Origin of the sequence: Micromonospora sp. NPDC047187, assembly GCF_040643355.1 — a bacterium.
Classification (GTDB): domain Bacteria; phylum Actinomycetota; class Actinomycetes; order Mycobacteriales; family Micromonosporaceae; genus Micromonospora; species Micromonospora salmantinae.
This window is the reverse complement of the sequence record NZ_JBEYUF010000009.1, coordinates 159,952-173,783: the sequence shown is the minus strand read 5'-3', so window position 1 is coordinate 173,783 and position 13,832 is coordinate 159,952. Positions and strand designations below refer to the sequence as shown.

The 13,832-nt window shown below is 70.4% G+C and carries 9 protein-coding genes and 2 tRNA genes; 3 read left to right on the top strand and 8 right to left on the bottom strand.

Annotated features, from left to right (window positions below; translation table 11 throughout):
• The first annotated feature begins 157 nt into the window (after positions 1-157).
• Positions 158-3,931: a S8 family serine peptidase gene (locus ABZ794_RS17450; protein WP_210784628.1), complete on the top strand. Its 3,774-nt coding sequence runs from the start codon at positions 158-160 to the stop codon at positions 3,929-3,931.
• Between the two features lie 120 nt (positions 3,932-4,051).
• On the opposite strand, the gene ABZ794_RS17445 is transcribed toward ABZ794_RS17450, so the two are convergent.
• From ABZ794_RS17445 to ABZ794_RS17420, 6 genes are all read right to left on the bottom strand, one after another.
• A tRNA-Met gene (locus tag ABZ794_RS17445) sits at positions 4,052-4,128 on the bottom strand.
• Between the two features lie 145 nt (positions 4,129-4,273).
• Positions 4,274-4,347, bottom strand: a tRNA-Met gene (locus tag ABZ794_RS17440).
• Between the two features lie 88 nt (positions 4,348-4,435).
• Positions 4,436-5,374 (bottom strand): hypothetical protein, encoded by a 939-nt coding sequence (locus ABZ794_RS17435; RefSeq protein WP_210784629.1) that lies wholly within the window; start codon positions 5,372-5,374, stop codon positions 4,436-4,438.
• Positions 5,364-5,873 (bottom strand): SigE family RNA polymerase sigma factor, encoded by a 510-nt coding sequence (locus tag ABZ794_RS17430; protein WP_238690302.1) that lies wholly within the window; start codon positions 5,871-5,873, stop codon positions 5,364-5,366. Before ABZ794_RS17430 ends, ABZ794_RS17435 begins: the two co-directional genes overlap by 11 nt.
• Before the next feature lie 191 nt (positions 5,874-6,064).
• Positions 6,065-9,049, bottom strand: coding sequence for a UPF0182 family protein (locus ABZ794_RS17425; protein WP_210784631.1), 2,985 nt, complete (start codon positions 9,047-9,049; stop codon positions 6,065-6,067).
• A gap of 96 nt (positions 9,050-9,145) precedes the next feature.
• Entirely contained in the window at positions 9,146-10,159 is a 1,014-nt protein-coding gene (locus tag ABZ794_RS17420) for a PDZ domain-containing protein (protein ID WP_357516257.1), read from the bottom strand.
• Positions 10,160-10,274: 115 nt separating this feature from the next.
• Here ABZ794_RS17420 and ABZ794_RS17415 point away from each other — a divergent pair, with 115 nt between their 5' ends.
• Complete coding sequence (locus tag ABZ794_RS17415; RefSeq protein WP_357516255.1) at positions 10,275-11,609, top strand: zinc-dependent metalloprotease; 1,335 nt, start codon at positions 10,275-10,277, stop codon at positions 11,607-11,609.
• 82 nt (positions 11,610-11,691) lie between these two features.
• Here ABZ794_RS17415 and ABZ794_RS17410 read toward each other — a convergent pair whose 3' ends face one another.
• Together ABZ794_RS17410 and ABZ794_RS17405 are read right to left on the bottom strand one after the other, a co-directional pair.
• Positions 11,692-12,300, bottom strand: a complete 609-nt coding sequence (locus ABZ794_RS17410) for a hypothetical protein (RefSeq protein WP_357516253.1) — start codon at positions 12,298-12,300, stop codon at positions 11,692-11,694.
• 182 nt (positions 12,301-12,482) lie between these two features.
• Complete coding sequence (locus ABZ794_RS17405; RefSeq protein WP_210784634.1) at positions 12,483-13,016, bottom strand: M48 family metallopeptidase; 534 nt, start codon at positions 13,014-13,016, stop codon at positions 12,483-12,485.
• Positions 13,017-13,529: 513 nt separating this feature from the next.
• Here ABZ794_RS17405 and ABZ794_RS17400 point away from each other — a divergent pair.
• Entirely contained in the window at positions 13,530-13,700 is a 171-nt protein-coding gene (locus ABZ794_RS17400) for a DUF5679 domain-containing protein (protein WP_167457767.1), read from the top strand.
• Positions 13,701-13,832 lie beyond the last annotated feature (132 nt).

Below are 13,832 nucleotides of genomic sequence, written 5' to 3'. Positions count from 1 at the left end.
ATCCTCGCCGAAGCGCGCAACCTCGGCACGTCGGTCCACGCCGAATCACGGGACCGGATGGTCCGCAAGCTCTCCGTGCGGGGCGCAACGCGCTCGCAACGTCCCGGCAAAGATGATGATCTTTACATGAATCTCTCGAGGTGATCGGATTCGCCTCATGCTCAACTCTGTAGACAGTGCGCGGATCTCTCGCACCCGAAGATCTGCGGCGGCAGCGGTCGGCGTCACCCTCGTCGCCGCCCTCCTCACCCCCACGGCGGCGCACGGCGCCCCGCCACCCCCACCGCCGCCGACCAAACCCGCTCCGAGCGGCAACGCGGACCGCGCACCCGTCACGGTCACGCTGATCACCGGCGACCGGGTGACCGTGACCCCGGGCGTCCACGGCGCAACCCCAACGGTGGATGTCAAGCGCGCCCCGGGCGCCACCGGCTCCGTACGCGTCTCCACTGAGGGTCGGGACACCTACGTGTACCCGGACGAGGCGATGCCGTACCTCGCCACCGGTCGACTCGACAAGCAACTGTTCGACGTCACCCAGCTCATCGCCCAGGGCTACGACGACGCGCGGACCGCCGAACTCCCCCTGATCGTCACCCGCACGACGGGTACGGCGAAGCTCAGGACCGGCACCGCGCTGCCCGGCGCGCGGACCACGCTGGAGCTTCCCTCCGTCCGCGGCGAGGCGATCCGCACCCGCCGATCGCAGGCCGCTGACTTCTGGTCGGCCCTCACCGATGGACAGTCGCCGACCGGTCGCAGCGCTGCCACCCCGGCACCCTCCTTCGCGGCCGGCGTCGACAAGGTGTGGCTCGACGGCAAGGCGAAGGCCACCCTGGCCGACACCACCGCCCAGATCGGCGCGCCCGCGGCGTGGGCCGCGGGTGGCACCGGCAGCGGTGTCCGGGTCGCCGTCCTGGACAGCGGGGTGGACACCACCCACCCGGATCTCGCCGACCAGGTGGTGGCCTCGCGGAGCTTCATCCCCGGCCAGGACGTGATCGACCGGAACGGGCACGGCACCCACACCGCCTCCACCGTCGCCGGGACGGGCGCCGCCTCCGGAGGCAGGGAACGGGGCGTGGCCCCCGACGCCGACCTGGTGATCGGCAAGGTCCTCGACGAGTACGGCAGCGGGTCCATCTCGGGGATCATCGCGGGCATGGAGTGGGCGGCGCGGGCCGAGCACGCCAAAGTGATCAACATGAGTCTCGGCGTGAGCGCCTGGCACACCCAGGACGACCCGCTGAGCCAGGCCGTCAACCAGCTGACCGCCGAGACGGGTGCCCTCTTCGTCGTGGCCGCCGGCAACAGCGGACCAGATCCGTACACCCTCGGTGCGCCGGGCACCGCGGACGCCGCGCTGACCATCGGGGCGGTGGACACCTCCGACCACCTGGCGGGCTTCTCCAGCGTCGGACCCCGGCTGAACGACGAGGCCCTCAAGCCCGACATGACCGCTCCCGGGGTGGACGTGCTGGCGGCACGCTCGCAGCACATCTCCTGGGGTGAGGGCTACTACTACGCCGACAGTGGCACCTCGATGGCAGCGCCGCACGTCGCCGGGGCGGCCGCCCTGCTGGTCCAGAAGCACCCGACCTGGAGCGCGCGGCAGATCAAGGACGCGCTGATGAGCACCAGCGTCCGCACGCCCGACTACGACGCCTACCAGGCCGGTAGCGGTCGGTTGAACGTCGCCGCCGCGTACCACCAGGACCAGGTCGTCGCGTCCGGGTCGGTGGACGCCGGACTCGTCGGCTGGGGCACCGCGCCACAGCCCATCAAGCGGACGATCACCTACACCAACACCACTGACAGCCCGATCGCGTTGGCGCTCTCCGTCGACAACGGCTCCGCCCCCGCGCAGACGTTCACGGCAACCGCCGACAGCGTCACGGTGCCCGCTCGGGCCAGCGCGACTGTCGACGTCGTGGTGGCCCCGGCGGGCCTTCCCGCCGGCAGGTACTCAGCCCAGGTCACGGCCCGCTTCGCCGCCGGCGAGGTGCACACGGCCGTCGGGGTCGCCGTCGAGTCCAAGAAGTACGACCTCACCATCCACCTGAAGGACCGCGCCGGCCGGCCCATGAGCGGCGAGGTCGAGGTCGTCAACGCCGAGACCGGCTCCGCCTTCATGTGGGTGCCCGACGGAAAGCTCACCGCCCGCCTGGCACCTGGCTCCTACACTGTCGTCACGGCGGCGGACGTGGAGGGTCTGCACGGGCCCCGCTCCCTCGGGCTCGCGATGCTGACCGCTCCCGAGGTCGACCTGACGACCAACCGGGTAGTGGAACTCGACGCCGCGCGGGCCCGCCAGGTGAAGGTGGCGACACCCCAGCCGACCGCCGTCGTCAACAGCAGAATCGACGTCTACCGCTCCTTCACCTCGAGCGAGCCGACACCCACCGACTGGAGCGCCCTCCGCGAGACGTTCTGGCCGGGCGCCGCCTACGACAGCCTGTGGGCCCTGCCGACCAGGGACAAGGTGCGCAAGGGCAGCTTCGTCTTCACCACCCGGATCCGCGCCGCGCAGACGCCACTGGCGATCAGCTACCACGGCCGGCACCTCAGCCACCCGCTCGCGCAGCCCGGTTCCCCACCGCTGCCCGACGGCACCTCGCGCTTGGACGCCGTCTTCGCGGGCGACGGCGGCACCGCCGACTACGCCGGCGTCTCCGCCCGCGGCAAGGCAGTGGTCGTCCGCGGCAACGACGCGGTGACCCCCACGGACCAGGCAGCGGCGGCGCACACCGCCGGTGCGGCGATGCTCGTCGTGGTCAACGACCGCGCCGGTCGCAAGAGCGACTGGTACGGCAACCCCGACGCGGTGACGCCCGGACCGGTCCCGGTGGCCTCGGTGACCATGGACGAGGGCGAGGCGTTGATCCAGAAGATCACCGTCGCGGGCCGCAACCCGGTACGACTGGTAGTGGTCGCCCACCCCAGGGCGAAGTACCTGTACGACCTGGTGGACTACCACAGCGGCGGGGTGCCGAAGGACCCGTCCGCCAAGACGGACCCGCGCAACCTCGCCCGGATCGATCTCACCTTCTCCCCGCCCCCGGGGAAGCAGTCCAGCGAGACCCGGATGGACTTCCCACCGTACGAGTACGCGGCGGCACGGCCGTTCCCGTTCGAGCCGGTAGCGCCGGGGCCGCGTACCGACTGGGTCTCCGCAGGCGGCGGCATCAAGTGGATGCAGTACGCCGACGTCGCCGACTGGGCGCGGTCCAACACGGAGGCCATCGCGTACCGGCCGGGCAGCGTCCAGAAGGACCGCTGGTTCGGGCCGATCACCCGGCCACGGCTGCTCAGCACCGAGATCCCGTTCCGTGGTGAGACGGCCATGAGCGCCTACATCCAGGGGTTCGGCGACGCGGGCGCCGCCCACAGCGGCGGGGCCAGCATGTCGCAGATCGCCACGTTCTATCAGGGCGACAAGCAGCTGACCCGGTTCGACGGCTGGCCGGAGGTCGGCGCTGGTGACCTGTCGCCGGAGAAGCTGCCGTACCGACTGGTCGTCGAGACCACTGGCAAGCCCGAGTTCAGCCCGTACTCGACCGCCACGCACACCGAGTGGAGCTTCGTCTCCGGCGGCAGCACTGAGGTGCAGGCCATCCCGCTGGTCCAACTGGACTACGGAACTGACGTGGACTTCGCGGGTCGGACGAAGCGCCGAACCGACTTCTCGATCACGCCCGTGGTGGTGGGCAGCACAGCGGCTCGGGACGCCGTGTCGTCACTTGAGTTGGAGATCTCCTACGACGACGGGGCGACCTGGCAGCGGCAGGACCTGCGGGAGAAGAAGGGCACCTGGCAGGCGTCGCTGAACGCGCCGCACCGGGCCGACTTCGTGTCGATCCGGGTCACCGCCAAGCAGCGCAACGGTGGCGGCGTCACCCAGACCGTCACCCGGGCCTTCGGCCTGCGGTAGAACCCGCCGGGGGGGCCGGCACCGACGAGGTGCCGGCCCGTCCGGGCCCCTCAGTTCTGACAGCGGCACCAAACAAGTCCGGCCCCCACACTGTGGGGGCCGGACTCGTATCACTTTCAGTGGTAGCGGGGACAGGATTTGAACCTGCGACCTCTGGGTTATGAGCCCAGCGAGCTACCGAGCTGCTCCACCCCGCGTCGACTGGTTAAGACTAACTCACCCGTTCCGAGCGATGATCACCGGGGTCACCAACCGCTGCGGGCGCCCGTACTCGACGATGCCCAACGTGCCGGACAATGCCGAAAGCCCGCCCCGGCGTTTCCCGGGACGGGCTTTCTCTCGTAGCGGGGACAGGATTTGAACCTGCGACCTCTGGGTTATGAGCCCAGCGAGCTACCGAGCTGCTCCACCCCGCGTCGGCTCGATAACCGTAGCGCACCGACCCGGGACACCGCAAAGCGACGCCGATACCGCACTCGCCGACACCCCTGACCTGGGCCGTTGTCAGTCGAGCCAGTTCTCGATCGCCGCGACCGCCCGTCGACTGTCAGCATCGACCTGGGACCGAACGGCCGCCGTGTGCTCCCAACCCTGCTCCCAGAGCACCGTCACCACGTCGCCGACCCGGACCGCCCGGACCAGCCGAACCTCCTCCGTACCCGGCTCGCCCATCCCGTCCGGCATCGGGGCCCGCATCTCGAACAGCACCGACCCGTCCCCGTACGCCCCCGAGGCCAGCAGCCGCTGCCGCCACGTCCTGTTGTCGTCGGACAGCTTCTGGTCGGGGCAGCCGCGCACGGCCTGCCGCAGCTCCCGCAACGCGTCGTCGGCGCGGCCTGCCCGGTAGATGGTGATGGTGTGCCGGTAGCTGCCGTCCGGGACGTGCCCCGTCGGCGTCTCCGGCAACTTGTAGGCCAGGTAGCGACCACGGCGTTGGACCATTGCCGAGTCGCTGGGCAGGCGCGTCCCGCACAGCGTCGGCAGTGCCGGCCCCTCCCCCGAGGATTCCAGTCCGGTCCGATTCGGGGCCGCCAGCACGAAGAAGGCGCGGTCGGGGATCGAGGTGGGCGGTCGAGGTGCCGCCGGTCCGGTGGCCGGCTGCGACGGCGTACCGCTCGGGGTGGTCCGCGACGGCGGCGGGGACGAGGGTGTCGACGCCGGAGTCGGTGTCGTCGACGGCAGGGGGGTCGCAGTCGCCCCGGTCGGCAGCGGGCCAGGGGTGTCGGCGGGCGGCGGCAGCGGTGCGGCGCCGTCCGCCGGGTACGCCAGTCGGCCACCGACGGCAACCCCGCCGACGAGCAGCGCCACCGCGAGCGTCGAACCGGCTACCCGGGCCCGGGCCCGCCGGTCGGCGAACCGTCGAAGCGACTCGGGATGGGTCAGCTCGTACCCGTCCGCGACGGTGCTGAGCGACCGGTACAGGGCAGAGAGTTCAACTGACATCGTTCGCCTCCAACTCCAGGGTGCAGAGGTCGGGCAGCAGCGCGGCCAGCCGGGACCGGCCTCGGGACAGCCAGGACTTCACGGTGCCGACCGGGACGTCGGTCTCCCGGGCGATCTCCTCGACGGACATGTCGAAGAGGTAGTGCAGGGCCAGCGCCTGCCGGTGCGTGGCGGGCAACTGCCGGAGCGCTCCGACCAGGAGCACCCCGTCCTCGCTGGGCGGGGGTGCGACAGCCGGTGGTCCGGTACGGCTCAGCACCACCCGCCAACGGTGCAGGCGCCGCCAGCGGTCGGTGGCCAGCCGGGCCACCACGAGCCGCAGCCACGCCTCCGGAGCCGGATGCGACGACAGTCGCCCCCACTGCCGCCAGGCCCGGGTGTACGCCTCCTGCACCAGGTCCTGGGCCTCGCCGTGGTCGCCAGCGACCGCATAGCCGTACCGCACCATCCGCCGGGCGGTGCTGCGGTAGAAGTCATCGAAGCTCTGCGCGTCCCGCACGACTGTTCCCCCTCGTCCCCACCCCGTTGCATTGAGGACGGCGGACCGGCGTCGCAGGTTGCGGGGGTGGAGGGTGCTGTCGGTGACGTGACAGATACGCACAGATCACGACAACGGCCGAGCCCCCGCCGTTCGGACCTGATGCGGTCCGAACGACGGGGGCTCGGGGAGGAACTGCGTGCGGTGGCGGGTCAGCCTCCGGCACTCGGGCTGGCACCCGGCGCACCAGCGGCCTGCTGCGCCTGCTGGAACGCCGTGAGCGCCTCGTCGAGGGCCTTCAGCGCACGCCCGTACCGCTCGAAGTCGCCGGACGTCTGCGCGGCCCGGACCTCGGTGATAGCGGTCTGCACCCGGTCCGCGGCGGCAGCCAGGTCACCGGTCGGCGGTGGGGTGCCGGGGCTCGGGGTCGCCGTCGGCGCCGGCGTCGCCGTGCCCGAAGGCGTCGGCGTGGGCGTCGTCGGGTTGCCCCCGGTCGTCGGCGGCGGCGACGTGCCCTGCCCGGCCTTCTTGCCCTGCTCGACCAACTGCTTGATGCCGTCGTTGATGTTGTCGGCGAGCGCCACGAAGGAGCCGCCGTCACCGTACGAGAGCAGCACCTTCTGCAACAGCGGGTACGCGTCCTGCTGGTTGCTCTTCACGTAGACCGGCTCGACGTAGAGCATCCCGTCGGCGAAGGGCAACGAGAGCAGGTTGCCGTAGTGCACCTGGGCCTGGTTGCTGGAGAGCAGGTTGAGCTGCTGACGGATGTTCGCGTTGTTGGTCATCTGCTGGTGCACCTGAACCGGACCGGAGATCCGGGTCTGGTCCGGCAACTCCAGCACCTCCAGGCGGGGCTTCCCCTCGACGTACGACCCGGAGATCAGCGCGGCGAGGTTCTGCCGGCCGTTCGGGGTGACCGCCGAGGTGAGCTGGAACCGGGGGCTCTCCTGCCCCGGGAACTGGGTGAACAGGTAGTACGGAGGCTGCTTCTGGCCGCTGTCCGGAGCGTCCGGCACGTTTGGCACCTGCCAGAAGTCCTGGGCCGAGTAGAAGTCACCCGGGTTGGTCACGTGGAACTTGGTCAACAGGTTGCGCTGCACCTTGAACATGTCCGCCGGGTAGCGCAGGTGCTCGGTCAGCTCGACCGGGATCTCCGCCTTCGGCAGCACCAGGTCACCACCGAACGCCTTGTTCCACGCCTTGAGCACCGGATCGGTGTCGTCGTACTCGTAGAGCTTGACGGTGCCGTCGTACGCGTCGACGGTGGCCTTCACCGAGTTGCGCATGTAGTTGACGTCTTCGCGGGCCAGCTGGAAGGTGCCCCGGTTGGTCAACTCGTCGGTGGTCTCGGTCTGCAGGTTGACCTTCTCCGCGTACGGATAGGTGGCCGCCGTGGTGTAACCGTCGACGATCCACTGCACCCGGCCGTCCACCACCGCCGGGTACGGGTCGCCGTCCAACGTGAGGAACGGCGCGACCTTCTCCACCCGGTCGCGCGGGTTACGCACATAGAGCAGCTTGGAGTCCTTGTTGACCGCCTCGGAGAGCAGGAAGTTCGACTCCTGCTCCTTGATGGCGTACAGCAGCCGCCGGGTGAAGGAGCCGATCTCGACGCCGCCCTCACCGGTGTAGGTGTAGGACTCGCCGCCGCCGTCGCCGACCGGCCTGTCGAACTCGGCCTTCCTGTTCGGGTCGGCCTGGCCGACGATCGCGTAGTCGTCGGCCGCCATCCGCTCGCCGAAGTAGATGCGCGGCTGCTTGGCCGGGATCTGCTCGGTCTGCGAGGAGCACGCCTCCTGGGTCTTCTCGCCGAGGAAGCCGGAGACGAAGAACGGCTGCCCGCCGCAGACCACCTGGTTGGCCGGGGCAGCCACCAGCCCGTACCCGTGGGTGTAGACGGTGTGCCTGTTGATCCAGGTGTTCTGCTGGTCGGTCAACTCGCCGTAGTTGATCTCCCGGACGCCGACCACGTAGTCGGAGACCTTTCCGTTCACCCCGTACCTGTCGATGTCCAGCTTGGGGCCGAAGTCGTAGAAGCCACGCACCTGCTGGAGCTGGGTGTACGTCTCGCTGACCAGTTGCGGGTCGAGCAGTCGCACGTTCGACACCACCGAGGTGTCGGTGGCCAGGTTCGCCGGTGGGGTGAGGTTGTTCGCCGCGTACGGGGTCGTCTCGGTGGCCCCCAACCCGAACGCTGCCCGCGTCGCGTCGATGCTGCGCTGGATGTACGGCGCTTCCTTGTCCTTGGCGCTCGGCTTGACCTCGAAGGTCTGCACCGCCCAGGGGTAGATGCCGCCGATGGCCACCGCGGACACGCCGAGCAGCGCCAGCGAGATCCCCGGCCAGACCAGGTTCCGCATCCAGGCGTTGGAGAACACGAGGATCGCGATCGCCACAACAATCGAGATGTAGGCGAGGATCTCCTTCGCCGGCAGCAACGCGTTGACGTCGGCGTAGCCGGCGCCGTACAACTTGGCGCCCTCGTTGTACTCCAGCAGCATGGCCCGCCGGTCCAGCACGTACGCGATCGCCTTCAACAGCACGAAGACCGCGACCAGGGTGCTCAGGTGCGCGCGGGCCGCGTTGCTCATCCGGTCGCCGACGCCCTGCAGGCGGACCCCGCCGAAGAGGTAGTGCACCGCCAGCGCGCCGATCACGGCCAGCACCACAGCGGTGAAGGCGACCCCGAGCAGGTAACGCCAGAACGGCAGTTGGAAGACGTAGAAGCCGATGTCGACCCCGAACTCCGGGTCCTTGATGCCGAAGTCACCGCCGTTGCGGAAGAGCAGCCACTGGTTCCACCGGTTCTGCGCGGAGAGACCGGCGAAGAGCCCGACCACCGCGGCGGTCAGCGAGATCCAGGTGCCGAGACGCGGGCCGAGCACCATCCGGTAGCGCTCCAGGGTCGCCTGCTCCACCGAGTGCGGACGCAGTCGCGGGCGCAACCGGTAGGCCAGCCACAGGTTGCCGCCGACGATCACCGCCATGCCGAGGCCGATGGCGAGGAAGAGCACCAGCCGGGTGAGCAGGACGCCGGTGAAGACCTCGGTGTAGCGGACCTCGTCGAACCAGAGCCAGTCGGTCCAGGCCTGGACACCCCAGCCGAGCAGGGTGAAGAGCACGAACACCCCGACCAGGACCGCGATGGTGACGCGCCCGCGCCGGCTCATCCTCGGGAGGGGGCTGCTGCTTCGCATGACCACTGTTGGCTCCGCACGCTCGATATGATCGGCTCCGACCAGGCACCCAGAGTACGGGGTGTTCCTGAGCGTGTCGGGGCACGGTCACATCGGTCAGCAACGCGTCGGCTGACCACCCGCGCGCAACGTCTCCAGAGCGGTCATCGCCTCGTCCAACGAACCCACCCGCAACAGCGGCAGATCGGGCTGCGGATTGCGGACCGCCTCGGCGCAGTTGTCCGCCGGCACCAGGAAGACCTTCGCCCCGGCGCGCTTGGCGCCGACCAGCTTCTGGGCGATCCCGCCGATCGGGCCGACGGCGCCCTCGTCGTCGATGGTGCCGGTGCCGGCGATGATCTGGCCGCCGGTGAGGTCGGCCGGGGTCAACTTGTCCACGATCCCCAGGGCGAACATCAGACCGGCGCTCGGCCCACCGATGTCTCCCAGGTCGATGCCGAGGGTGAACGGGTGTGGCTGCTGCTGATCGATCTCGACACCGATCCGCGGTCGGCCGTCCTGCTCCTGACTGGTCACCGTCGCGGTGGCCGGCACGCCGTCACGGGTGTAGCCGATGGTCAACGCCGTGCCCGCCGGCTTGGCCCGGACCAGCTCGGTGACCTTCGCGGCCACCGGCACCGGCTGACCGTCGACCGACGTGATCACATCGCCGGCCTTCAGCGCCCCGGCCGCCGGGCCGTCCCCGGCCACCGTCTTGATGACCACCTGCACCGGAAAGCCCAGCTCCCGCAGCGCGGCGGTCTCCGCGCTGGTCTGCGACGCCTTGAAGTCCTCGGCGTTGCGCTGCTCGACCTGCTCCGTCGACTCCCCCGGCGGGTAAACCAGCTCCCGCGGCACCACCGCCTCGTCGTCGGAGAACCAGCCAGCGATCGCCCCCCGCAACCGCACACTGGGTTGCACCCCCACCGTGGTCAGCCGCAACTGACCGGCCGAGGTCGAGGTCTCCCGACCGGAGACCTGGATGACCTCCTTACCGTCGGTCGTACCGAGGGTGTTGACCGTCGGCCCTGGGCCCAGCACCACGTACGGAATCGGCACCCGGAGCACCCCGATGCTCAGCAGGGCGGTGAGCAGGGCACCGAGCAGGACCGTCAGGCCACGACGTCTCATGCCGCAGAGCGTACCGACCGGCTGCGGGTCACCCGCCGGATGCGGCGCGCGACTTCGCCCTCAGCGCAACGCCAGCGGCGGCTACCTGGGGCGCGGTCCGCGTACCGTAGATGTCGTGCCTGATATTCCGTTCGGTTTCGCGCTCCCGGGTGGGCAACCACCAGACCCCAACGATCCCGCGCAGATGCAGCAGTTCATGTCGCAGTTGCAGCACCTGCTCTCCGCGCCGGGCAGCGGGCCGGTCAACTGGGACCTGGCCCGGCAGGTAGCAGCCAGCCAGCTCGCGGCCGCCGGTGACCCGGCGGTGTCGATGTACGAGCGCAACGCGGTCGAGGAGGCGCTGCGCCTCGCCGACCTGTGGTTGGAGCCCGCCTCGGCGTGGCCCTCCGGCATCCAGAACCCCGTTGCGTGGAACCGCAATGAGTGGATCTTCAAGACGCTGGACGTGTGGCGCAAGCTGTGCGACCCCGTCGCCAGCCGGATGGTCGGTGCGATGGGCGACCTGGTGCCACCCGAGGCGCGCGCCCAGCTCGGCCCGATGCAGTCGATGGTGGCCTCCCTCGGTGGCGCGCTGTTCGGCGGTCAGCTGGGCCAGGCCCTCGGCTCGCTCGCCGCGGAGGTGCTCTCCGCCGGCGACATCGGGCTGCCGCTCGGCCCGGCCGGCACGGCCGCGTTGATCCCGGCCAACATCCGGGCGTACGGCGAGGGCCTGGAGCTGCCCGAGGACGAGGTCCGCCTCTACGTGGCGCTGCGCGAGGCCGCCCACCAGCGGTTGTTCCAGCACGTCCCGTGGCTGCGTGGGCATGTGCTCAGCGCTGTCGAGATGTACGCCTCGGGCATCCGGGTCAACCGGGAGGCGATCGAGGAGGCGATGGGCCGGGTCGACCCGACCGACCCCGAGTCGATGCAGGCGATCGCCCTGGAGGGCATCTTCACCCCGGAGGACACTCCGGCGCAGAAGGCCTCGCTGGCCCGCCTGGAGACCGCACTCGCCCTGGTCGAGGGCTGGGTGTGCCACGTCGTCGACAGCGCCGCCAGCGACCGGCTGCCCAACGTCGTCCGGCTGGGCGAGGCGTTCCGCCGTCGCCGGGCCGCAGGCGGTCCCGCCGAGCAGACCTTCGCCGCGCTGGTCGGTCTGGAACTGCGCCCCCGCCGACTGCGCGAGGCCGCGGCGCTCTGGGCCGCGCTCACCCAGCACCGTGGCATCGAGGGCCGCGACGCCGTCTGGGGCCACCCGGACCTGCTCCCGTCGGACGACGACTTCGCCGACCCGGTCGCCTTCGCGATGAACGACATGGACCTCAGCGAGCTGGACAGCTTCGACTTCACCGCCCCCAGCGGGGTGGAGGAGAAGGCCCCTGGCCAGTCTGATCAGCCCGGTCCGTCGGGTCCGTCGGGTCAGCCCGGTCCGTCCGACGAGACCGACGGCGAGGGCGACACCAGGTCCTGACGCCCACGCGTCGACGGCCTGCGCTCCGGGTGCCCGCGTCATCGACAGCGGGCACCCGGGCGCGTTCGTCAGGTGCGGCGGTTCAGGTGGGTCGGCCCGACCCGGAGAGCAGGGCGCGGGTCGCTTCCCAACCCTCGAAGGCCGGGTCCAGCGTGGCCAGGTCAGCCGGGCCGCGCAGTCGTCGCCAGCCGGTGGTGACGGCCACGTCACCCGGGCGCGGGGCGTTGGCGCGCGCCTCAGCCGGCGTCGCGGTGTCCAGCTCCAGCGTCGGCAGCCAGTCCGGCGCGGGCAGTCGTACCGCGACCCCGAGCAGACCCGGGCCGCCGCCCTCGACCGGGGCCACCGCGACCGGCCGGCTGGTGAGTGGGCGGAGCAGCTTGCCGACGGTCAGGGCGGGCAGGTCGGGCACGTCACTGACCAGCACTGCCGCTTGGTCGTACCCCTTCAGCGTGGCGAACACGGCGTTCGGCGTCGGCTCGGCCACCTCGTACACCGCCGTACCGGGCCACACCAGCGCATCGGCCAGGGCCCGGTCGGCCGGAGTCACCGCGACCGCGACCTCCACCTCGTTGAGCGTGGCGAACAGGTCGATAACGTCTTCCGCGAGCGCCGCTCGCCACTGCGCCAGGTCGACGCCGGGCGGCGACCAGTGCACCGGCCCGAGCAACGCCACCACCACCCGTCGCGCCATCCCCCGACCCTAGCGCCCGCCACCCCACCCATCCCGAACCACGTCGGCGAGCGGGCCTCGGCTGCATGATCGACTCGGTTTTCATTGAATTCGCGGCGTCCCGGAGACCTGGATAGCGCGGCATTCAGGAAGGCGAGTGGATCTCGGCGCGCGGCGTCCAGAGACTCGGGGCGGGGTGTGGATCAGGTGGGAAGCGGCGCGCAGGAGGAGGCGGCGGCGACCCCTTCGAGGTAGCCGCGGGCGCGTTCCGCCTTGGGGTAGCGACCGACCAGCGCCCAGAACCGGGCGTTGTGGCTGGGCACGATGAGGTGCGCCAACTCGTGCAGCAACACGTAGTCGATCACCCAGTCGGGCATCTCCTGGACGCGGTGCGAGATGCGGATGCTGCGGTCCGCCGGCGTGCAGGAACCCCACCGGCCGTTCTGGTTGGTGACCCATCGGACGCTGGCCGGCACCGCCTTCGCGGCGTATCCGGCGAGGTAGAGATCGATGAGCCGATTGGCCCGGGCCAGCAGCTCGTCGTCGGACCGGGCGAGGCGCCCCTCCCGGGCGGCGAGCCGGGCGAGCATCCGGTCGACCCACTCGCTCTCCTCGGCACGGGAGAACTGGTCGGGGATGAGGACGACCACTCGCTCACCGTCACGGTACGCGGACACCGTGCGTCGTCGACGCTGACTGCGCCGCACCTCGACGACCGGCTTGCGCGCCCCCGCCATCACTGGCCCGCGCAGCCTCGACTACGTGTCACGAAGGAAAGCTAATGCCCACTGACCAGGGGTCCGCAAGAGTCAACCGCACGACACGCGCCCGGAAAATGGTGATTGGTCGCCAGCCGTCCCGAAAATTTCTTGACCGTAGCGCCATCGCGCCATCTCGTCACCCTTGGTGAACGCCGATGGCGCCGGTGCTCGGCACGTCTCCACCGTAGGTGATCACCGCCCCGGATGCCGCCGCAGGGGCACTCGCACGGGTGGCTGTCAGGGTTTGGTCGGCGTGTCCCCGCCAAACTGACTTATCCGACCTATTTCGCCATGCACACTCTCGACGTCGACTTGCTCACAGTGTCGATGCACAGCTGACATGGAACTGCCCAGACCTGGGTAGGGTCCGCGGACCAGCGGTCACGAAGGTGGCCGCGGAGTGAGACCCAGCGCCGGCGCCCCGTGTGGCCCGCCGCCGGGCACCCCGCCGGAACGGCATTGACCGGCGGACGAGACGAGGAGGGCACCGTGGCCGACCAGGCCCAGACGACCTACAACGGTTACTGCGTGAAGTGCAAGGAGAAGCGGGACTTCGAGGGGCACGTCGAGGTTTCGAAGACCGGAATGAACATGGCCAAGGGCAAGTGTCCGGTATGCGGTACAACAGTGAACCGCATCCTGGGCAAGGCCAAGGTCTGACCCGAACGGGTGAACGGGGGTGGGGGGGGGGGGGGGGCCCCCCCCCCCCCCCCCCCCCAAACCCCCCCCCCCCCCCACCGCGGGAGCCCTAACCGTAGCGGAGCAAAACAAGCGAAAACCATAGAGTATCGA

Excerpts from the sequence above, each read along its gene's own strand:
- ABZ794_RS17410 (WP_357516253.1), bottom strand. The coding sequence starts at position 12,300 with ATGGCGCGACGGGTGGTGGTGGCGTTGCTCGGGCCGGTGCACTGGTCG.
- ABZ794_RS17420 (WP_357516257.1), bottom strand. The coding sequence starts at position 10,159 with ATGAGACGTCGTGGCCTGACGGTCCTGCTCGGTGCCCTGCTCACCGCC.
- ABZ794_RS17405 (WP_210784634.1), bottom strand. The coding sequence starts at position 13,016 with ATGGCGGGGGCGCGCAAGCCGGTCGTCGAGGTGCGGCGCAGTCAGCGT.
- ABZ794_RS17450 (WP_210784628.1), top strand. The coding sequence starts at position 158 with ATGCTCAACTCTGTAGACAGTGCGCGGATCTCTCGCACCCGAAGATCT.
- ABZ794_RS17435 (WP_210784629.1), bottom strand. The coding sequence starts at position 5,374 with ATGTCAGTTGAACTCTCTGCCCTGTACCGGTCGCTCAGCACCGTCGCG.
- ABZ794_RS17425 (WP_210784631.1), bottom strand. The coding sequence starts at position 9,049 with ATGCGAAGCAGCAGCCCCCTCCCGAGGATGAGCCGGCGCGGGCGCGTC.